This window comes from Streptomyces sp. NPDC002577, assembly GCF_053594815.1.
Genome location: NZ_JBSFWK010000018.1, coordinates 1 through 20,164 on the forward strand (window position 1 = coordinate 1; position 20,164 = coordinate 20,164).

Sequence of the window (20,164 nt, forward strand, 5' to 3'; positions counted from 1 at the left end):
GACGATGGAGTCCTTGCCACCGGAGAACAGGATCACCGGCCGCTCGAACTCGCCCGCCACCTCACGGAAGATGTGCACCGCCTCGGACTCCAGAGCGTCCAGGTGCGACAGCGTGAAGCCACCGGCAGGGCTGGTCACGGCAGGGCTGGTCATGATGCTCACACCAGCCCCCTCTCCGCCAGCATGGCGTACACCGCGTCCGCCGACTGCTGCGGCGTCTGGTGTTGCGTCTCCAGCACGAGTTCGGGGTCGACCGGCGGCTCGTACGGGTCGTCGACACCCGTCAGCCCGGTCAGCTGCCCGGCCGCCTGCCGTGCGTACAGGCCCTTCACGTCGCGGTCGCTGCACACCTCGACCGGAGTCGCGATGTGCACCTCGAAGTAGGGCGTGTCGCTGGTCTGATGCCGCTTGCGCACCGCCTCACGGCTGTCCGCGTAAGGGGCGATCACCGGGACGACCGTCAGCACGCCGTTGCGCGCCAGCACCTCGGCGACCAGGCCGATGCGCTGCACGTTGGTGTTGCGGTCCTCGCGGCTGAAGCCGAGGCCCGCGGAGAGGAAGCGACGGATCTCGTCACCGTCCAGGACCTCCACGCGGTGTCCCTCCGCCCGCAGCCGGCCCGCGAGCCCGCGTGCGATCGTCGTCTTGCCCGCGCTCGGCAGGCCGGTGAGCCAGATCGTGGCTCCCTGTGCCCGTGCCGTGGTCATACGTGAAGTCCTTTCGCGGCACCGTCGCGGTGCCGGGTCTCGTGGAGTTCGGTGAAGAGTGCTTCCCACCGGTGATGGACGGCGTCCGGGCCGTAGGAGCCCGCCGTCAGCAGGGCCGCCGTGCCCATCTCGGCGCGCAGCTCCTGGTCGGCCATGAGCCGGGCCATGCCGTCGGCCAGCGCGTCGATGTCCTCCGGCGGCACCAGCAGTCCGTCCAGACCGTGCGTGAGAACGTCGGCGGGTCCGGTCGGGCAGTCGAAGGCGACCACGGGCAGGGCGTGACTCATCGCCTCGATCATCACCATGGGCAGACCCTCGAAGCGTGAACTGAGCACGTACAGGGAAGCCTTGGCGAGCTCGTCGTCGAGGCGGTCGGTGTGCCCCATGAGGAAGACGTGGTTGTAGAGATGGTGCTCCTCGATGAGGGCCCTCAGCTCCGCCTTCTTCTCGCCGCTGCCGTAGATCCTCAACTGCCAGTCCGGGTACTTCTCGACGAGCCGCGCCCATGCCGGGATCAGCATGTCGAAGCCCTTCTGCGGGAAGAGCCGGCCGGCCGCCACCGCGATCTTGGAGTCGTGGCGTGACGGAACCTGGTCCAGCGAGTGAACGGCGTTCGGAATCCGGATGACGCGCGTGCCGGGCAGCAGCTGCGCGTAGTCCTCGCGGTCGCGCTCGGTCAGCACGGCCACCGCGTCGAACTCCGGATAGCACTCCACGATGCGCCGCTGGACGTCCGCCCGGTGCGTGCCGTGGTTCATGTGCTCCTGCGCGACCCGCACCACCCCGCCGGTCGCGTGCCGCGCGGCGAGGAAGTTCAGGGCCGGCCTGGTGGTCACCAGGACGCCGTCGCTCAGCGACGCCACGTACGCGATGACCGAGTCCTCGACGTGCCGGTTGAAGTAGCGGTAGCCGAACTCGCCGCGGGGGATCTCCCGGGCGGGCTCCTCCAGCTGACGTCCCCGGCGGCGGTCGCGCCAGCGCCCCAGCAGCCCACGCGGCTGCTCCTGGACGCTCTCGCGCAGGTCGACCAGCGTGGACAGGGTCACCCGGGGGTCCAGCGGGAACTGCACCTTGTCGCGGCGGCGCAGCACGCTCACCAGCTCGACGTCCCAGCCCGCGGCCACCAGCGAGTTGGCCTGGTTCATGACGGTGCGGATGGTGCCGCCGCGGCCGTACGCGTGCAGCAGCAGATAGCGGATCTTGATGCCGTGGCTCATACGCGGCACTCCAGCGACAGGTTGTCCTGGACCGTGTAGTACGGCTGCACCGTGAGGGTGCCGCGCGCGGCCGGCACCCGCTGCGCCGGAAAGACCATGATCTTCTTCTTGCCGCGGATGTCGTCGAGCTGCCGCCCGGCCCGCAGCTTCACCTCGCCGTCGGTGACGTGCAGATCCCACTGCTCGATGCCAGCCGCGTCGTACGCCGCGAGGTCCGCGACGGACACCTCGCTCTCGAAGCGGTCTGCCTCGACCCGGGCCCCGTATCGCAGCTGCTCCTGCGTGCCGTTCCTGCGGACCAGCAGCAGCTGCCAGTCCTTGCCGCCGCCGTCCGCGCGCACGCCGTGCAGCCGGCCCACGACGCGTATACGTCCGTCCCGCGGCCACACCTCTGCTATCTCGGCGTGCGGCTTCACGAGGCGTAGCCCCAGGACGCGCACATCGGCCGGAGGATCTCGGGGATCTCGTCCTCCGTGGGCAGTGCCCGGCCCGACTGGACCCGGCCGGTGCGGATCTTGTCGCGCCAGTCGCCGAGGCCCTTGACCAGGTCGCCGTCCTGCCGCTCGCCGTAGGCGAGCATCGAGGCGTCGAAGTCGATGCCGAGGAAGGTGCACAGGCCCCGCAGCTGCCCCTCGGGGTCCTCGGTGAGCTGCTCGTAACGGATGGTGTGGCCGCCGGTGAGGCCCTTGCGGGCGTTGTCGACTGCCTTCATGTAGCGCAGCGCGTCGGCCGCCGCCCCGTCGAAGGACCGCTTCTCGGGGTCGGCCTCGTGCCAGGAGCGCGCGATGGACACGGGGTGGCGCAGCAGGAACACGAAGCGGGCGTCCGGCCAGCAGGCGGCTATGCGCTTGTATGCGAAAGCGTTGCTCGGCGTCTTCTCGACGATGAAGTCCTTGCCGGACTTCGCCAGCTCGCGGTGCAGGACGCGGTCCCACAGCAGATGCTCGAGGTCACCGCGCTCCAGGTCGAGGGCGTCCATCGCCTTCTCCGAGAGCTTGCTGCCGTAGCCGACCTCCAGCCGGCGGATGTGCAGCTCGTGCGGGGCGTGCAGGCGCGGGTGCGCGTTGAGCAGCATCCGCAGCAGCGTGGAGCCGGACCGCACGGGCGACATGATGAAGACCGGGTGCCGCAGCAGCCGGTCGACCTCGGGGTCGCCGGGACATCGGAACGGCACGTCGGGCCGCTTCTTCGGTGGGGCGCTCTTCGCAGGTGTCTTCGTGGCGGGCGCCGTGGACGCCCCTCCCGCGCGCCGGACCTGGTAGCCCGTGGTCGATGCGAGCGCCTGGTTGAGCTTGGGCAGCAATCTCATGCGGCCCGATGCTATGAGTGATTTCTGAGAAGAGGGGCGTAGGAACCTTAGGGTTTACTTAGCGACTCAAGATGTGACGCACGCCTCACCCGCCTCAGGCGTCACGCGATTCATGCCATATGCACGAATTCGGCCCCGGCGTCCCGCAGCCGGGCCCGCAGCTCCTGGAAGACCTGCGTCGACCGTGCGCCCGGCCACCCCTGCGGCAGCAGCCCGGCGGGCAGCCCCGGGTCCGCGTACGGCAGACGCCGCCACGAGTCCCGCGCGAGCAGGAAATCGCGGTACGCGTCCTCCGACGGGGTGCCGGCCCGCTTCCCCCACGCCCGCAGCACCGGCTCGTGGAGATCCAGGAACTCCTCGTGGAGCTTGGCGACGGCCGCGAGGTCCCACCAGCGGGCGGCGGCCTCGGCGGTCGGTGCGAAACCCAGGTGGTCGCCGCGGAACAGGTCGACGTACCGGGCCAGTTGCAGACGCTCGAGCGTGTGCCGGGTCTCCTCGTACAGCCGGGCGGGGGCGATCCAGACGCCCGGTGCCGCCGTGCCGAAACCCAGTCCGGCCAATCGCGAGCGCAGGACGTGCCGCTTGTGGCGCTCCTGCTCCGGGACGGAGAAGACGGCGAGCACCCAGCCGTCCTCGGCCTGCGGCGGCTGCGTGCGGTAGATACGCCGGTCGCCGTCGTCGAGCAGCTGGCGGGCGTCGGCCGACAGCGCGTATCCGGCCGTGCCCGTCCCGGTGCGTTCGGGGACCAGCAGTCCGCGCCGCTTCAGCCGGGACACCGACGAGCGCACGGACGGGGCGTCGACGCCGACGGCGGCCAGGAGGCGGATCAGCTCGGCCACCGGCACGGCGCCGGGGAAGTCCCGTCCGTACGCGCCGTAGAACGTGACGATCAGGGATCGCGGAGTGTGCTGCTCGGCCACGTGATCACTCTACGGTCCCCGGCTCCCGGAAGCTCCGCCGTCTCCCGGTCGCGGTGCGGGGCGGACCGCACCGGGCAGAGGTAGCGTGGTGACGCCTCGGGGCCGAGCGCAGGACACGACGACATGGGGGCCGTCATGCCGAAGACCGAGCTCAGCGTGGGCACCATCGAGTACGAGGACACGGGGGGATACGGCGTCCCTGTGGTGCTGCTGCACGGCCCTGTGCAGGACGGCACGGTCTGGCGCCACGTCGTGGACGCACTCGGCCCAGGGTTCCGCTGCATCGTGCCGACCCTCCCGTACGGCAGCCACCGCACCCCTCTGCGCCCCGGAGCGCGGCTCACCCCGCACTCGATGGCCCTGCTCGTCGGAGAGTTCGCCGACACGCTGCGGCTGGGCGGCGACGCGGTGTTCGTCGAGAACGACGCCGGACGGCTGCAGCAGCTGGCCGCCGAGCGGCCGGACCGCGTCGGCCGGATGGTCATCGCGGGCTGCGAGGCCTTCGACAACTATCCGCCTCGGGCGGGCGGCACGATGCTGGCGGCGGCCGCCAGGATCCCCGGCGGTATCGCGATGCTGGCGAACGCCCTCGCCGTCCGGCCATTACGCCGGATCCCGGGCACCGGATACGCCGTCATGGGCCACAAGCCCGTACCGGACGACCTGATCGACCGCTGGATCGAACCGCTGCGCAGGGATCGCGCCGCCCGCGAGGTGCTCGTCGGGTACCTGCGCGGCGTGCGGAAGACGGAGATGTCCGAAGCGGCCGAGGGCCTGCGCTCCTACGACCGCCCCGCGCTGGTGGTCTGGGGCAGGCAGGACCGCATGATGCCGCCGGAACACGGCCGTCGGCTGGCGCAGCTGCTGCCCCAAGGGCGCCTCGTGGAGCTCGGCGAGTGCCGCACGCTGATCCCGCTGGACCGCCCCGACGGGCTCGCCGACGCGATCCGGACCTTCGTACGCAGGACGGCGACGCCCTGATTCATCAGCTCGATTTCGCCGGTTCGGGCTCATCAGAGGCGCGGAACGCGCTGCGGGCGGTCGCCGCCACCGCTGCGGGGCCGCCGTGCCCGTCGCGCGGTGGAGGCGTGCAGAGAGCGGCTGCCAGGGGAGCGGCGCGCATGATCGCCGCCACGTGGCCGTACGGCTTTTGGTCGTACGGCTCGGCCGTACGGGACTGCTGCTGATGCGACGTCATGGGCGGGACGATGTGCGGCGCCGGTGCGGGCAGGCCTGCGCGGTGGCCAGGAGACGGCGGATCCCGTCCCCGGCCTGGGCGGGGTCGTGCACCTGCTCGGGAAACAGCAGCCGGAGGTCGCCGTGGCCGCGGGCGTACTCGCAGCGCAGGGTGATGCCGTAGCGGTCGAGGGCGACGGGCTGCACGCGGACGACCCCCTGCAGCAGCTGCGGCCCGGCCAGCCGGGCCAGCCTCGTCACCATGTCCTCGTGGGCGTCGACCAGATGCGTCAGCAGGGCCGCCTCCTCGACGGCCAGGGGATCCGGTTCGGCGAGCACGAGTTCGTCCAGGCCGACGACTGCCATGTCCGTCTGCGTTTCGAGGGTGGCGCGTGCGAGGTCCAAGCGGAGGCCGGCGCCGTCGTCCGCGTCGTCCTCCGGGGCGCCGGCCAGGGCGAGCCATCCCGAGAGCGTCACCTTGGCGCGCACCCGGGCCCGGACGGAGGTGGGGGAGACGTCGGTGAACTCCAGCAGTGCGGCCAGGGCGCCGCGCGGAGCGCACACGGCTCGCGCGAGCAGGGGGCTGTCGGCGGGCAGCCGCAGCCTCACCTGGCCTGTGCCGTCGACGGCGTGCAGGCCGACGAGGTCGTAGCGGTGCCCGTCCGTGGTGAGGGTCAGCGACCCGGCGCGGGCCAGTACCGAACGGATCCGTTCCGCGGCGGTCGGTTCCACGGCGGCCGGTTCCGTTGCGGAGGCGGTGGTGGGGTTCATCGGACCTCCAAGAAGAGCGGGCAAGGTTAGGCTAACCTAACTTATGGGCCATTGGATAGGCACACTCGGGGGCTCCAGGGACTCCAGAGGCTCCACGGACTCGCTCCGGAGCCGGCGGATCTGACGAGACACCAGTAGCCCGTTCGCTCCCCCTCCGGTGCTCCCGTGGCCGCGACGCTTCCTGTGCCGGTGACCTGCATAAAACGATCAAGAGATAACGCCGCTGGGGCTGACTGGGTGACAGATCTGTCGACCCGTCATGTTGCGGGGCTGACGCACTGTCGGTTGCCTCGAGAGCGGAGCACAGCAGAAGCGCCGCGCAGTCACACTGCTCCGTTGGAGGATTCTCATGCGTTACTCACACGTCGGTGCAGGTATCGGCCTGGTTCTCGGCGCACTTGGTCTGCATGTCCCCGTCGCTGCCGCCGACGGTTCGGACATCTACATCAACCCGTGGAGCGCGTCCCCGGGCTCCACGGTCACCGTCACCACCACGGCCTGCGGCCCTGACGTGACCTTCGGCAAGGGCTGGTCGAAGGTGGGCGGGCAGTTCAACCTCTTCGGCGATGACGGCGAAGGGGCGCTCACCGGCCACTTCCGGATTCCCAAAGGGACCAGACCGGGCACGGACACGATCACCCTGAAGTGTCCACCGCGGATCAAGATCACGGAGACGTACCAGGTGACGGGCCGCTCCCCGAGGGGCTCGGTCGGCGCCGGCTTCGGGCCGGCCGAAGGGAGCAGCGACCTGCGGCTCGCGCTCGGCGGTGCGCTGATCGCCGGGGCCGCGGCCGTCGGTGCGGTCAGGATGCGTCGCCGGGTGAACATCGGCCGGGCCTGACCATCGACCCGGCTTCCGTGCGTCCCCGTACGGCTCCTGCGGACTCGAGCGGCCCCTGACACCGCGTCGCATCAGCATCAGCATCGGCCGGGGGCCGTGAGGCCCACCTCCACCTCGCCACGAAGCACACGCCGCGAAGCAAAGGCTCAACCGCGATGGACCCCGGGCGCAGCACCAGCAACTGCCGATACGCCTTCTCCCCTTCGACCCTCCTTCTGGCGTGCGCACTGATGGCGGGTACGGGGCTGTTGATCAGCGCGGTGTCCGACGACCGGCCGTTGCCGCCACCACCGCAGCCTTCGGCCCTGCAGGCCTTCCCCGCCTGGGCGAATCCCGCGCCCGCCGCCACCGCCCCGGCCACGCCCTACTCCTCGGCCACCGCATCGGCGGCGCCCACCGCCCCGGCCGGCTCCACCCCTTCGCATGCCGCGTCTGCCACCCGCACTCACTCGGCGAAAGGCACCGCTCCGGCCGCCACACCCCGCCCCGGGGTCCAGCCGCTGCCCCCGGCGAATCCGGTCCGGATCCGCATCCCGGCCATCGGCGTCGACGCCGCCCTGACGCGACTGAGCCTCAACGCGGCCGGGGTGCTGCAGGTCCCACCGCCGGGCAATCCCGGCCTCGCCGGCTGGTACGGCGACGGCCCGGCTCCCGGCTCGGCCGGTACAGCCGTCGCCATCGGGCATGTGGACACGCCCACCGGGGTGCCGGGCGTCTTCTACCTCCTCGGTGCCGTGCGCAAGGGCGCCACCATCGACATCAGCCGGGCGGACGGGCGCACGGCCGTGTTCACGGTCAGCGCCGTCGAGCTCTACGAGAAGAAGAATTTCCCCAGCAAGAAGGTCTACGGAGGCTCCGGCCGGCCAGAACTCCGGTTGATCACCTGCGGCGGCGGTTACACCAAACGCACCGGCTACCAGGGCAACGTCGTGGTCTACGCGTCGCTGACCGCCCTGAAGTAGCCGTCTGCCGTCCGCCGTCTCTCGGCGGTGCCGGAGTGCCGAGGGCCGGAGAGCGCGACCGCGCCCTGACGGGGCGTGCCCTGAACCGCGCGCGCTCGACACGGCGGTGGCGACGGCCGAGGCCGCCGCCAGCGCGTGCCTCGTCTCAGAGTCCGGCTGCGTAGCGGGAGGCGGCGGCCTGTGTCCGGATGTCCGGGAGGGCGTCGTAGAGGGTCTGGCCGGGGCAGAGAGTGGCGTATCCGTCGCGGTGGCCGGAGATGGTGTACAGCGTGGCCTTCTCGCCGGTCTTGTACACGCCCGTGTCGCCGGCCGCGGTGAGGGTCACCTGGGCCTGCGGGTCGACGCCGTCCAGGCCGAGTTTCCAGGCGGCGAGGTCGGCGATGGCCTGCTGGGCCGCGGCGGTGGGCGTGCCGCCGTTCTCGTAGTCGCCGAGCAGGGCGATGCCGGAGGACACGCCGTTGAAGCCGTACGTGTGGGCGCCCCGCACTCGCTGGTCGATGCCGCCCGCGCGGCCCTCGAAGACCGTCCCGCACTTGTCGACGAAGAAGTTGTAGCCGACGTCGTTCCAGCCGTTGGTCTGTACGTGGTAGACGAGGATCGCCCGGATGACGGCGGGTGAGTCGGCGCAGTTGTAGTCGTTGGTGCCCGCGGTGTGGTGGACGAAGACGGCCTCGACCTTGGAGAGGTACTCGGGCGGGTCCTTCACCAGGGATTCGTCGGCGCCCCATGCGGCGCGGCTGACGACCGCTGGCGCGGCGGGTTCCGTCGGCGTCGCCGAGTCGGCCGGGGGCGTCGGGTCCGGCTCCTGGGTGCCGGTCGGGGTCGGGGCAGGATCCGTCGTGCCGCCCGAGGTCTCGGCGGGCGTGGACGGGACGGGCGTACTGCTGTCACCGGTGGTGGGGCTCGCGTCCGGGGCGCTGTCGGAGGGCGTCGGAGACGCCGTGTCCTCGGCGCCGGACCCGCTGCCGGCGGGGTCGGAGGCGGTCGCATCGCCGGTGGCTGCCGGCACCGACGGCTCGGTGGCGGCGGGCTCCGACGGCTCGGAGGTGGCGGACGGCGTGCTGTCCGTGCTGGTGAGCGTGGACGGCTGCGTACCGCTGTTGCTGCTCTTGCCCTTGGTCTTCGGGGCGGTTCCCGGGTCGATCAGGTCGAGGCGCAGCCCCTGGGGTACGGCGGTCTGCGTGCCGTCTGCCACGACCCGCGCTTCGACCGCGTCGGAGGGGCCCGCCCACAACGGTTCGGAGGCGCCGCGCGTGTCGGCGGCCCGGGTCTCGTCCGTCTCCGGCGCGACCGTGTCGAAGTCGAGGTCGCGCCAGCCGCTCCACTCGCCGGTCTCGGCGCTGCGGGTGCGTATCTGGGCGGTGCCGTCGAAGCGCTTGGTGTGGTCCTCCCAGGAGACGCCGATCAGCGAGAAGACCTTGGTCTCGGTGCGGGGGAGGGTGCGCTTGGCCTTGGCGGTGCCCCCGAACGCCATCGTCTGCGCGCCGGCCGGGCGGGCGGCCTCTTCCGCGCTCGCTGCCCCGTCGGGCGCGGCCACCGCCACCGTCGCGAGGCCGGCGCCGCCGAGTACGGCGGCGCCGACGGCCAGCCAGGTGGTGCGTGCGGCGCCGGACTTCCGGCGGGCGTGGGGTCTTCTGGGGCTCATGGCCCTCCCTTTTTCGTCTGTCGCTCGTCTACTGCGGTACGCGAGCCGAGCGCGCTGTCAGCCTTGGCCGCGCCGAGCGCTGTGCGACGCTCTTCTCCCGCAGCTCTCCGAGAAAAGATCTGATTCCGTATCAGGCCGGGTCGGGCGTTCTTCGGTGTGACCGGGAAGTGCCGGATTGCCGGGTGCTGTCACCCGAGAATTCCCCTTCGGCGACCGTGAATTCGTCAGTGCTCGGGCAGCGGCCGGGGCGGTTATACAGGATTCCGCCGGCCGATCACCAGCCGAAGGAGATATCGGACATCAGGGGCCCCGTTGTGGCCGGATCGCGCCGCCTGATCCTGCAAGTTCCGCGTATGTCTGTTCGCTTGACTTGAGGGCATGCGTGCAGCTGGACGTCGCCCGACGCTGCCCATCCAATGGCTTCCGTCCGCCTTCTCGGGGCGAGGTCGGGAGTGGCGGAGCCCGGCCACCGGCCATGAGGAAATGTCTGGCGTGTGACCCGGATTGGGCGGAGTAATTGCCCGCATTGCCGCTTAGGCGGGATCGACGTGCGTCAAGTCAACGGAATCCACATGGCGCCGTGAAGGAAAGGGGCGGCATGAACCGGCTCCTCTGGTCCGAGGGGCCTCAGTGTGCAGTATTCGCTGATCTCGATTCGGGATTTCGGTACCGCCGACCATCCGGTGGCGGAGACAGGTGAGGAGGAGGTGATCTACACGCCCGGCGGGATCTATGTGGCCACGCGTTCCGATGTCGACGGAGACGTCCGTAGCGAGGTCGGGGAGCCGGAGCCGCACACCGTGCCCCTGTTCCTTCAGCCTGGTCGGCGGGTGGAGATCGGCGGGCCGGTTCCGTCCCGGCCGAATCGCTTACTGCGGCGGCCCGTTGCCCGGACGGTGTGACCGGGTAACGGGCCTTTTCGTTGTCAGGGAACGAAGGCGCCCCTGCCATCCGGGAGTTCGAAAGTGATCTGCATCACCTCAGCCCGTTTTCCCGTGATGTTTGTCCGTCGGTGGGCGCAGTACGGGATGGCTCACCTATGTGACGGGTGCGCCTCATGTGACTTTCTTCCATGGCCTTGCCCGGCCTTCTGTGGGGTGGATACATCGTGAGTCGTCGTACGAGTCGTCGTACGTTGCATGCGTACAGGCCGCTGAGCCTGAAGCGACGGGCATGGCTGACACTCGGTGCGGTGCTCCTGGGGGGCGGGGGCCTGGTGACGTACGCCGTCGCCAGTCCGTCCGCCGATCCGGGCCGGGCCAAGCGGCCGGTGAAGGTCTACGACCTCGCGCTGAAAGGCTCCGCGAGCGACAAGCGGGAGCTACCGCGCACGGGCACCGAGCAGTTCTCGATGGTCGGCGTCTCCTGGACGGGCGGCGCCAAGCGGCTCAAGGGTACGGCGCAGGTGCGCACTCGCAGCCGTGAGACCGGCGAGTGGAGCGCCTGGCAGGACCTCGAAGTGAACGTCGACCCGCTGGAGAAGCCCGGTCCCAAGGTGCGCGGCGCGTCCGAGCCGCTGTGGGTCGGGTCGTCCGACGGCGTCCAGGTCCAGGTCGTCCGCAAGAACGGCACCACCAGCGCGCTGCCCAAGGGGCTTCAGGTCAACCTGGTCGACCCCGGCGTGGTGACCGCGGCCGAGGCCAAGTCCGCCGCCGATGCCGACACCGCCGCGTTCGTCGCCGACGAGACCCCGAGCGCCACGCCCACCGACTCCGCCACGCCGAGCGACGGCACCACCGCCACGCCGACGGACGGCGCGACCACCACGTCCCCGGCTCCCACCGACACCACGACGGCGGCCAGCCCCACCGCTTCGGATTCGGCGTCGCCCTCGGCGAGCGCGTCCGCGAGCCCGTCGTCCACCACGCCGACCGCGCCGCCGTCCACGGTGCCCGAACCGCCGATCACCTCGCGCGCCGGCTGGGGCGCCGACGAGTCGATGAGCCCCGAGGCGCCGGAGTACAACGCGGACGTGAAGGCCGTCTTCGTCCACCACACCGACGGCTCCAACGACTACTCCTGCGCCGACTCGGCGTCGATCGTCCGGGGCATCTACGCGTACCACGTGCAGGTCAACGGCTGGAAGGACATCGGCTACAACTTCCTCGTAGACAAGTGCGGCACCATCTTCGAGGGCCGCAAGGGCGGCGTCGACCTGCCGGTGCTCGGCGCCCACACCTACGGCTGGAACCGCGAGTCCGCGGGCATCGCGGTGCTCGGTGAGTACACCTCCACCGCCGCCTCCAACGCCGCGCTGGCCGCGGTCGCCCGCGTGGCGGCCTGGAAGCTCGGCCAGTACGGCGCCGACCCGGCCGGGACCGTGCAGCTCACCGCGGGCGCCAGCCAGACGAACTACTTCGGCACCAGCTTCACCGCGGGCAGCAAGTACACCTTCCACCGGATCTCCGCCCACCGCGACGGCTACAACACCCAGTGCCCCGGCAGCTCCCTCTACGCCCAGCTGCCGACCATCCGCACCTGGGCGGCAGGGCCGGTGCAGGGCCTGAAGACCACCTCGGTCGACGGCGCGGGCCTGTCCGGCTCGACGTACTACACCAAGGGCGCCATCACGGTGCACTGGTCGACCACCACGCCGGGCTCCCTCATCTCCAAGTTCGAGCTGCTGGTCGACGGCAAGACCGTCGCCACCACCTCCGGCACCGCCACCTCCGCGAGCACCACCCTGGCCCTGGGCAGCCACACCGTCGCCGTGCGGGCCGTGCACCAGTCCGGCAAGACCACGACGACCACCGCGCTGAGCGCCGTTGCGGAGACGACCGCACCGACCTTCTCCACCAGCCCGAAGCTGTCCCTGCGCAGCGGCACCGTCAACACCAGCGCCGTCCCGGTCACCCTCGGCTGGAAGGCCACGGACGACAAGGCCCTGCGTTATGTGAAGCTGCTGGCCCCGACGACGGCCACCTTCGGCCCGACCACCACCAGCTCCCAGCGCACCGCCGCGTCCGGTACGGCCACCACCTGGTCGATGCGGGCCTACGACTACGCCGGCAACTACCGCACCTCGTCGCCCTCCTACACGCCGGTGATCCTGCAGGAGACCTCGGCGACCAAGTCCGGCAGCTGGACGACCCGCTCCTCCAGCAGCTACCTCGGCGGCAAGTCGTACTCCAGCGGTTCGAAGGGCGCCAGCCTCTCCTGGACGTTCACCGGCCGCTCCGCCGCCTGGGTGGTCTCGCGCGCCTCGACCTCCGGCCAGGCGTACGTCTACGTCGACGGCACCAAGGTCACGACCGTCGACCTGAAGTCGTCCACCACGCAGTACCGGCAGGCGATCTGGACCAAGACCTGGTCCAGCAGCGCCAAGCACACCATCAAGATCGTCGTGGTCGGCACCAGCGGCCGTCCCACCATCACCACCGACGGTCTCGTCTATATCAAGTGATCCCGAACCGCGAGGGCCCCCGGCGCACGACGCCGGGGGCCCTCGCGGTGTGTGCGGCGGCACTGCCCGCTCAGATGTCCCGGAAGATCTCGATCTGCGCGCCCACCGAGTTGAGCCGCTCCGCGAGGTCCTCGTAACCGCGGTTGATGACATACACGTTCCGCAGGACCGACGTGCCCTCGGCGGCCATCATCGCGAGCAGGACGACGACGGCCGGCCGCAGCGCGGGCGGGCACATCATCTCCGCCGCGCGCCAGCGGGTCGGGCCCTCGACCAGCACCCGGTGCGGGTCGAGCAGCTGCAGCCGCCCGCCGAGGCGGTTCAGATCGGTCAGATAGATGGCGCGGTTGTCGTAGACCCAGTCGTGGATGAGGGTCTTGCCCTGGGCGGCGGCGGCGATGGCCGCGAAGAACGGGACGTTGTCGATGTTCAGACCCGGGAACGGCATCGGGTGGACCTTGTCGATCGGCGCCTCGAGTTTGGAGGGCCGGACGGTGAGGTCCACGAGCCGGGTGCGGCCGTTGTCGGCGACGTACTCCGGGGTGCGGTCGTGGTCGAGGCCCATCTCCTCGAGGACCGCGAGCTCGATCTCGAGGAACTCGATCGGCACGCGGCACACGGTGAGTTCGGACTCGGTGACCACGGCCGCGGCGAGCAGGCTCATCGCCTCGACCGGGTCCTCGGAGGGCGAGTAGTCGACGTCCACGTCGATGTTGGGTACGCCGTGCACGGTCAGGGTCGTCGTGCCGATGCCGTCGACCTTGACCCCGAGCGCCTCCAGGAAGAAGCAGAGGTCCTGGACCATGTAGTTGGACGAGGCGTTGCGGATGACGGTCGTGCCGTTGTGGCGCGCGGCCGCGAGCAGCGCGTTCTCGGTCACGGTGTCGCCGCGCTCGGTCAGCACGATCGGGCGCTCGGGCGTCACCGCGTGGTCCACCTGCGCGTGGTAGAGGCCCTCGGTCGCCGTGATGTCGAGGCCGAACCGGCGCAGCGCGATCATGTGCGGTTCGACGGTCCGTGTGCCGAGGTCGCAGCCGCCCGCGTACGGCAGCTTGAAGTGGTCCATACGGTGCAGAAGCGGACCGAGGAACATGATGATCGAGCGGGTGCGGCGCGCCGCGTCCGCGTCGATGCCGCCCATGTCCAGCTCGGCGGGCGGCACGATCTCCAGGTCGACCCGGTCGTTGATCCAACGGGTGCGCACCCCGATGGAGTTGAGCACCTCGAGGAGCCGGTACACCTCTTCGATACGGGCGACACGGCGCAGCACCGTGCGTCCCTTGTTCAGCAGCGATGCGCACAGCAGCGCCACGCAGGCGTTCTTGCTCGTCTTGACGTCGATGGAGCCCGACAACCGGCGCCCGCCCACCACGCGGAGGTGCATCGGGCCCGCGTAGCCCAGCGAGATGATTTCGCTGTCCAGGGCCTCCCCGATCCGGGCGATCATCTCAAGGCTGATGTTCTGGTTGCCGCGTTCGACTCGGTTGACGGCGCTCTGACTGGTGCCCAGAGCCTCCGCGAGCTGCGCCTGTGACCAGCCACGATGTTGGCGCGCGTCACGGATGAGCTTTCCGATGCGTACGAGGTAGTCGTCTGCCATGTGACGGAGGTTATCTCAGATATGAGATGGACTTCGCGTCGGGTGGGCCATCAGGGTGACAGTCCCCCAAGAGCTTCCGCTCACGCGGGTGATGTGTACCGCGTCCGGTCCGCACCTTAACGGGTGTCCACCGAACGGAGGGATAGCGGAATGGTCGCCACCGTGCGAGTCGAGAATGTGAAGGTCGTGGAGCCGTGGCGAAGATGTTCGGCCGCCTGGTCCCTGCACGGCCGTCTGGCCTCTGCGCAGCCGTCCGGCCTCTACACAAAGGAATGGTGAGAGGACGTCAAGGCGCCTGCAGAAGGAACCCGACGGCGGTGCCCGCGTCATCGACGATCAGACGTTCACGGCGGCCCACGTCAACAAGGCGGCCCGCATCCTCCTCGAAGCCTTCCGTGAGCCGTGCGTGCGGCGGGATCTGGTTGCCGTCCTGGCCCATGCGGCCGAGTGTGACATCGACGAAGCCGTCGCACCCGTCGCTCGCGGTGCGCGAGTGTCCGGTCTCAGTGAAGTTAGTCGCCGGGGGTCAGGCTGACCTGGGTGGACTGCCTTCCGTGAGACAGTGCGGGCTCCGGGCCGGGGTGTCATGTCTCGCGTCCGCTGATGTGGCCCGCGCTGCGAGCGGCTTGGTCCGATTCGCTGTTGACCTTGGGTGATCAGGTTCAGCGGCAGAGGTTCATAACGGTGTCGTCGAAGTCTGGGAACTCTCTGGTGGCCTGCTCAATCACGGCAGCGGCGGATGCGCGGTGGTCAGGTGCGAATTGTTCTGCGATAGCCATCAGGTCACGGTTGGGGTGTGGGGCCCAGTCCGGCTCGGGATCGTGTGACGTGGCCGCTTCCCACGGGCCGAAGCCGTCGGCCAGCAACCACAGGAAGGCGCCTAGGTTGCGGGCGACGACGCCGGTCTCCCCTTCGGAGCCGAGAAAGACGATGGGCTGCTCGGCCAGTGGCTGATCCGGGCGGATTAGCCAGAACGCGACGTATCCACCGGTGCCGTCCTGGCCGAACACGCGGAACTCGTCGCCGCTCAGTTCGCGGTTGCCGGTCCATGCCCGGAACCAGTCGGTTGTCTCATCGGCGGTAAGGAAGGTTGTGAAGGGCTCGAAGTCGACGCCGTCCTTGCCGATGGAGTCGAGCCGAACCGCCATGGCACCGGCAAGCGCGGCGGGAAAGTGGCGATCTTCATTCGGCGTCATGCGAACAGGTTAGCGATTGACTGGATCGGGTGAGGACTGCCATTGCGCGGCGTAACGGTGGGGAAACCGGTGGCGGACGTAGTGGCGGAGCAGGGTGTAGGACACGGAGACGTCGTGGTCGTCCATGAGGTTCAGCCAGATCTGTTTCGGTCCGAGGCCCTGATCCAGCATGGCCTGGATGGGCTCCATGAGGTCGGCGTCGAGATGCGAATGGCTCCGTTCGACCCCTCGGGGAGGCGGCTGCATCGTGTCCAGGGCGAGGCGGACGAGACGGCGAGGGACGTGGTGCCGCAGGGCCAGTTCCTGAATGGTGTGGCCTCTGCGGGCGTCGATGTAGATGAGCAAGGCGAGATGGGGCTGGCCGGGGAACAGCTCGGTTCGAGCAGTGCGCGGATTGGGTTTCATGCGGCCGCGCGGGGAGCTGGCGTCAGCGAGCGCTCGGTCCAGAGACTGCTCGGAGCGGCCGGAAACCGCAGCCAGGCGGTCCAGCTGGGGCTTGCCGAACCAGAAGGGCGGTCCGTTGAGGAAGCAGTGGAGGTAGCTGGGCTTGAGATGGTTCGCGCGTGCGAGGCGGCGGACGTAGGAGTCGGTGATCTCGCCGACGCAGGGGCGTAGCCGGACGGGCAGCGGAGCCAGCGGGCGAGGCAGCTCTGGCAGCGGGCGGGACACTTCAGCGGCCCTTCTTCGCGGCTTCTGCGGCATGGTCCAGGGGGATTGCGTCGAGACTTGCCTTGGTCACGCGTTCTGTGCCGCTGAGGATCGCGTCGATCGCAGCGCCCCGGATCGCGTGGGAGAGCGCGCCGATCATGCCGTCGGCCCGCTTGTGAAGGTAGCGGTCCAGCTTGACCAGGCTGCCCGGCGGGTGATCGTGCAGCAGCAGGGTCTCCTCCATCGTTGCGACCAGTCCCTTCCACTCGTCGCCGTAAGGGAACGGGCGGGTGGGGACGAGGGTGAAGCGGCCCGCGATCTGAGCGCCCCGGGTGCCGGCCAGGAGCTCGCTGGTGTCGAGGTTGATGCCTGCGTAGACGAACGTCGCGGGGATGCGCTCGGAGAAATACTTCAGGGTGTCGGAGACCTCGGCCCCGGCCCGTGTGACCTGCGAGACGTTGTGGATTTCGTCGACGAGGACCAGACCGGTGCGGGTGTCCGTGCAGATGCCGACCACCGCTTCGATGATGTCGGTCATGTTTGATCTGGCCCGGACCGGCAGCCCCAGGAAGCGCGCGAACTCGGCCGCGACCATGCGGGCGGACGCCGCGGGCGGAACGGTGATGTAGAGCACCGGGATGCGGTCGTTGACGTTCGGGTGGCGGGCCCGGTCAAGCAGTTCGTGGGCTAGCCCGAGCTGGGTGATCGCGCTGGTCTTGCCCGTTCCGGGGAGCCCGGAGACCATCAGGCCGCGGCGGGCGCTGATCGCGTGCCGGTTGAGCAGAACCAGCCGCCGGCCGCAGACCACGGTCTTCTCAACGAACGAGGTGGCGACCACCAGCATCCGTGCGTGGTGGTCGAGCCGGTCGTCGTCATAGAGCGCCTGCTCGGTCGGAGACAGCTTGGCCAGCTCGGCGGGAGTCAGCAGGACTGGAGGACTGGGTGGCCCAGCGGCGAACTTCCGCCATCCGTCCAGGGTGGTCAACTGCCGGTTGGCCTCGGTATCCGCTTCCTGGAGCGTGGTGTGCCGGGTAGCCGGTTCGGAGATGGTCACGGACGCCTCCAGGGGTTCGCGAGCGGGTCGAACAGACCCAGCGGGATGACTTCGGCCAGCTCGGTGTTCGCCTGGTCTTCCTGAACGGTCTCGTCGGCGGGCGGATCGAAGGCCGGCCGGTTAGAGGCGGTGGCCCGGGTCCGTGCGGCGACGCGCCGGGACCGTTTGGCCGCGGGCCCCTGCTTCGGGGCGGGACCGTCGTGGGCCCGCCGCAGCAGCGCTGCTGCGGCGTCCGCGATCTGTTCCTCCGTGCCGCCGGGGACCTGCTCGCAGACGTGGTCCCAGGCCAGTTCCCCGAACGGGACGCCGACGCGGTGGAGGTGTTTCCAGAACACGGTGATCCACCGATTGCGCCGGCGGTCGCGTACCCAGATCCGGGAGATGTCGTAGGGGTCGTGGTGGATCTCCCACAAGCCCTTCTTCTCCATCACTCCGGAGTGCTGGCGGCGCAACGGGCCCAGTTCGCCGTCGTCGTAGGTGCGGTGCTTGATCCGGATGCCGTAGCTGTTGATCGCCTGCCAGCGTTCGGGCAGCAACTCGACGTAGTCCTCGCCGTCCAGCGGAACCGGGACGTAGCCGCAGGACTGAAGCAGCGTCGCGTACTTCTCGTTCGGCGAGAACGCCCGCCCCGGCGCCTGCGGATCACGAAGCCCGTCATGCCGCCTGGTCTGCCAGATAGCGATGACCCACTCATCGAGCAGGTTCTGGAGTTCAGGAAGAGACCACAGAGGCCCGTCCTCCAGCTTCCGGCCGCGGCGGTCCGCGGTCGAGCCGGTGTAGCCCGCGACGAACTGGGCGAACAGCGTGGCCACCGAGCCCAGAGTCTTCTCGATCGTGCCCTTGTCGGTCGGCGTCGCCTTGTGGGCCGGTTGCAGGTTGATGCCCAGATACCGGCAGGAGGCCCGGAAGTTCCGCGAGACGAACACCTTTCCGTGGTCGCAGACGATCGTCTCCGGCACGATCACCGGCCGTGCCGCCGCGTGCTCCAGGCGCTCGTCCAAGGTCAGCAACCGTCGGTGCGGCAGCACCGAACGGGACATCCGCATGGCCTCTGACCAGCCGGGCCGCATCGCCTCCGGGGTGACGCTTCGGGCCAGCAGCGCGGACGCGTCTGCGGCCTTCGTGGTCGGCCGCAGCACCGCCGCAGTGATCGACCTCGTCGCGATGTCGACCATCGCCGTCAGCTCGACCTTCTCCGCAATCCCGTCGTCCAGGCGCACCAGCACATCCAGCGGGGTCGAGTCGATCTGCATCAGTTCGCCCGGCGCACTGGCCGGAACCTCCCCAAACGGGCCGGGAGGCCGGGCCTTGACCGACCGGCGTGTGCGGGCCGAACCCGTCGCGTGCGTGCCGGTCGCCAGCTTGCTGTAGAGCCGGTAGAGAGTGGCCCGGGAAGGAACCTCGACACCTGCGGCGTCCTCACGGCCTGCCAAGATCTCCTTGGTCCGCCAGACGATGAAACCAATCGTCTTCGACGAGTTCTCGGCCGTCTCGTCGATCGCCTGCCGCATCGCCTCCACCACCGCCGCATCGACCTTGCCGAAGGCCGGCATCTGCTTGGCCGACCGGCCGTCGGCCAGCCCGACCAACCCGTCGCGCTGATAGCGCTGGCGCCGCTGCTTGATCCCGCTGGCCGTCACCTTGTGCCCGGCCGCCGTCAACTCGGCCGCCTTGGCCCGCTCGCGCTCAGCCAACGAGTGCTGCCTCGGGTCGAACTCCGGCCGAGACCTTGCCTCTTCGGACGCCCCCGGCGGCAGCCCGTGCAGCACCTCCAGGATGTGGTCCTCCCACCAAAGTGCCTGTTCAGCCGCTGTCTCGGGAAACTCCCCCAGCCGGGCCGTGGGCGGGACCTTCCGCCCCTGCCTGTTCAATGGCCACCCCTATCGACCCGGCCCACGACCGTGTGCGGACCCAGCAACTGGACCGACAGGTCCTCGGCAAGCAGTTCCTGACGCCAGAGCAGATGGAACAGCGCGGGCAGCGTCGCGAGCCGGTCACCCGCAGCGTCGGCCCCGGGCAGCAGCGGCCCCGGCGTCGCGAAGACCTCCCGCAGGCGATCCGCAGCCGTGTGGCGCAGGCACCGCGGGTGCCGGTAGCGCGACAGCCACCGGACATTCGCCAGCAACACCGGCTCCGGCATCCCGACCCGCTCGAAGTGCCAACCCGCCTGAGCGCAGGCGATCCGCGTCACCTCGAACGCCTCCGCGTCCTTCGGCTCGATCTGCTCGTCCGCGCGGACATCGACGACCATGGCCGAGCCGTCCACCCGGCGCACGAAGTAGTCCGGAGCGTGCCGACGCTCCCGTACTCCGTCGTGCCAGTGCAGCCAGAAAGGCTGCGAGGCCATCCCCGCCACCTGCGGATCGAAGTCCATGAGCACAAGCCGGTCCCGCTCCAGCCAGGACTCGAAGCCCACGTGCTGCCCGGTCGTCGCCGCCCAGTACCACCCGGCGAAGTGACGCTCACCACGCGACCAACGGAAAGGACGTACCGGAGCCGCGTCCTCGAACCGGGCCGTAACACAGTCCAGCAGCGGACGCCGCTGCCGCTGGCATAGGGCGTCCACGTACGACAGCTCGACGTCCGGCCCTGCCAGATCCACCCCAGCCGGTACGGCCACCAGCACCCCCAGCGCGTTTAGCCCGTACGGCTAGGTTCGCTGAGACAGAAGGCGAGACGACTGGGTTCGCTGAGTAAACGCCTCGATTGGATGAG

At 69.9% G+C, this 20,164-nt stretch carries 20 protein-coding genes and 1 pseudogene; 5 read left to right on the forward strand and 16 right to left on the reverse strand.

What is annotated here, in order from left to right; genetic code table 11:
* The 6 genes and pseudogenes from ACWD4J_RS22715 to ACWD4J_RS22740 form a co-directional block, all read right to left on the reverse strand.
* Window positions 1-153, reverse strand: a pseudogene (locus ACWD4J_RS22715) (sulfate adenylyltransferase subunit CysD); the annotation flags it as partial.
* Between the two features lie 5 nt (window positions 154-158).
* Entirely contained in the window at window positions 159-707 is a 549-nt protein-coding gene (gene cysC / locus ACWD4J_RS22720; RefSeq protein WP_451397236.1) for an adenylyl-sulfate kinase, read from the reverse strand.
* A complete protein-coding gene (locus ACWD4J_RS22725; protein WP_451397237.1) occupies window positions 704-1,924 on the reverse strand; it encodes a glycosyltransferase family 4 protein in 1,221 nt (406 codons plus the stop codon). The genes cysC and ACWD4J_RS22725 overlap by 4 nt, the downstream gene beginning before the upstream one ends.
* Entirely contained in the window at window positions 1,921-2,340 is a 420-nt protein-coding gene (locus ACWD4J_RS22730) for a hypothetical protein (RefSeq protein ID WP_451397238.1), read from the reverse strand. The genes ACWD4J_RS22725 and ACWD4J_RS22730 overlap by 4 nt, the downstream gene beginning before the upstream one ends.
* Window positions 2,337-3,233 (reverse strand): sulfotransferase family protein, encoded by an 897-nt coding sequence (locus tag ACWD4J_RS22735; protein ID WP_451397239.1) that lies wholly within the window; start codon window positions 3,231-3,233, stop codon window positions 2,337-2,339. Before ACWD4J_RS22735 ends, ACWD4J_RS22730 begins: the two co-directional genes overlap by 4 nt.
* Before the next feature lie 110 nt (window positions 3,234-3,343).
* Window positions 3,344-4,153 carry a PaaX family transcriptional regulator gene (locus tag ACWD4J_RS22740; RefSeq protein WP_451397240.1) on the reverse strand — a complete coding sequence of 270 codons (810 nt, stop codon included), beginning with the start codon at window positions 4,151-4,153 and terminating at the stop codon, window positions 3,344-3,346.
* A gap of 135 nt (window positions 4,154-4,288) precedes the next feature.
* Between ACWD4J_RS22740 and ACWD4J_RS22745 the strand changes: the two genes are divergently transcribed.
* Window positions 4,289-5,134, forward strand: a complete 846-nt coding sequence (locus ACWD4J_RS22745; RefSeq protein WP_451397241.1) for an alpha/beta fold hydrolase — start codon at window positions 4,289-4,291, stop codon at window positions 5,132-5,134.
* Between the two features lie 4 nt (window positions 5,135-5,138).
* On the opposite strand, the gene ACWD4J_RS22750 is transcribed toward ACWD4J_RS22745, so the two are convergent.
* On the reverse strand, window positions 5,139-5,351 hold the full coding sequence (locus tag ACWD4J_RS22750) for a hypothetical protein (protein WP_451397242.1): 213 nt from the start codon (window positions 5,349-5,351) through the stop codon (window positions 5,139-5,141).
* Window positions 5,348-6,100: a DUF2470 domain-containing protein gene (locus ACWD4J_RS22755; protein WP_451397243.1), complete on the reverse strand. Its 753-nt coding sequence runs from the start codon at window positions 6,098-6,100 to the stop codon at window positions 5,348-5,350. The genes ACWD4J_RS22750 and ACWD4J_RS22755 overlap by 4 nt, the downstream gene beginning before the upstream one ends.
* A 349-nt stretch (window positions 6,101-6,449) precedes the next feature.
* Here ACWD4J_RS22755 and ACWD4J_RS22760 point away from each other — a divergent pair, with 349 nt between their 5' ends.
* Entirely contained in the window at window positions 6,450-6,941 is a 492-nt protein-coding gene (locus tag ACWD4J_RS22760) for a sortase (RefSeq protein WP_451397244.1), read from the forward strand.
* 155 nt (window positions 6,942-7,096) lie between these two features.
* The gene (locus tag ACWD4J_RS22765) at window positions 7,097-7,903 is read left to right on the forward strand and encodes a class F sortase (RefSeq protein ID WP_451397245.1); all 807 of its coding nucleotides are present in this window, start codon (window positions 7,097-7,099) and stop codon (window positions 7,901-7,903) included.
* A 145-nt stretch (window positions 7,904-8,048) separates the two neighbouring features.
* Here the strand turns inward: ACWD4J_RS22765 and ACWD4J_RS22770 are convergent, their stop codons facing one another.
* Window positions 8,049-9,548, reverse strand: a complete 1,500-nt coding sequence (locus ACWD4J_RS22770; protein ID WP_451397246.1) for an N-acetylmuramoyl-L-alanine amidase — start codon at window positions 9,546-9,548, stop codon at window positions 8,049-8,051.
* A gap of 632 nt (window positions 9,549-10,180) precedes the next feature.
* On the opposite strand from ACWD4J_RS22770, the gene ACWD4J_RS22775 reads away from it, so the two are divergent.
* Entirely contained in the window at window positions 10,181-10,450 is a 270-nt protein-coding gene (locus ACWD4J_RS22775; protein ID WP_451397247.1) for a hypothetical protein, read from the forward strand.
* Between the two features lie 257 nt (window positions 10,451-10,707).
* Window positions 10,708-12,951 (forward strand): N-acetylmuramoyl-L-alanine amidase, encoded by a 2,244-nt coding sequence (locus tag ACWD4J_RS22780; protein WP_451397332.1) that lies wholly within the window; start codon window positions 10,708-10,710, stop codon window positions 12,949-12,951.
* Window positions 12,952-13,021: 70 nt separating this feature from the next.
* Here the strand turns inward: ACWD4J_RS22780 and ACWD4J_RS22785 are convergent, their stop codons facing one another.
* The 7 genes from ACWD4J_RS22785 to ACWD4J_RS22815 form a co-directional block, all read right to left on the reverse strand.
* Window positions 13,022-14,551, reverse strand: a complete 1,530-nt coding sequence (locus ACWD4J_RS22785) for a UDP-N-acetylglucosamine 1-carboxyvinyltransferase (RefSeq protein ID WP_451397248.1) — start codon at window positions 14,549-14,551, stop codon at window positions 13,022-13,024.
* 286 nt (window positions 14,552-14,837) lie between these two features.
* Window positions 14,838-14,990: a hypothetical protein gene (locus ACWD4J_RS22790; protein WP_451397249.1), complete on the reverse strand. Its 153-nt coding sequence runs from the start codon at window positions 14,988-14,990 to the stop codon at window positions 14,838-14,840.
* Between the two features lie 223 nt (window positions 14,991-15,213).
* Window positions 15,214-15,747, reverse strand: a complete 534-nt coding sequence (locus ACWD4J_RS22795) for an SMI1/KNR4 family protein (protein ID WP_451397250.1) — start codon at window positions 15,745-15,747, stop codon at window positions 15,214-15,216.
* 9 nt (window positions 15,748-15,756) lie between these two features.
* Window positions 15,757-16,416, reverse strand: coding sequence for a hypothetical protein (locus tag ACWD4J_RS22800; RefSeq protein WP_451397251.1), 660 nt, complete (start codon window positions 16,414-16,416; stop codon window positions 15,757-15,759).
* A gap of 1 nt (window position 16,417) precedes the next feature.
* Window positions 16,418-17,449, reverse strand: a complete 1,032-nt coding sequence (locus tag ACWD4J_RS22805) for an ATP-binding protein (protein WP_451397252.1) — start codon at window positions 17,447-17,449, stop codon at window positions 16,418-16,420.
* The gene (locus ACWD4J_RS22810; RefSeq protein ID WP_451397333.1) at window positions 17,446-18,960 is read right to left on the reverse strand and encodes a Mu transposase C-terminal domain-containing protein; all 1,515 of its coding nucleotides are present in this window, start codon (window positions 18,958-18,960) and stop codon (window positions 17,446-17,448) included. The genes ACWD4J_RS22805 and ACWD4J_RS22810 overlap by 4 nt, the downstream gene beginning before the upstream one ends.
* A gap of 356 nt (window positions 18,961-19,316) precedes the next feature.
* The gene (locus ACWD4J_RS22815; RefSeq protein ID WP_451397253.1) at window positions 19,317-20,069 is read right to left on the reverse strand and encodes a TnsA-like heteromeric transposase endonuclease subunit; all 753 of its coding nucleotides are present in this window, start codon (window positions 20,067-20,069) and stop codon (window positions 19,317-19,319) included.
* Window positions 20,070-20,164 lie beyond the last annotated feature (95 nt).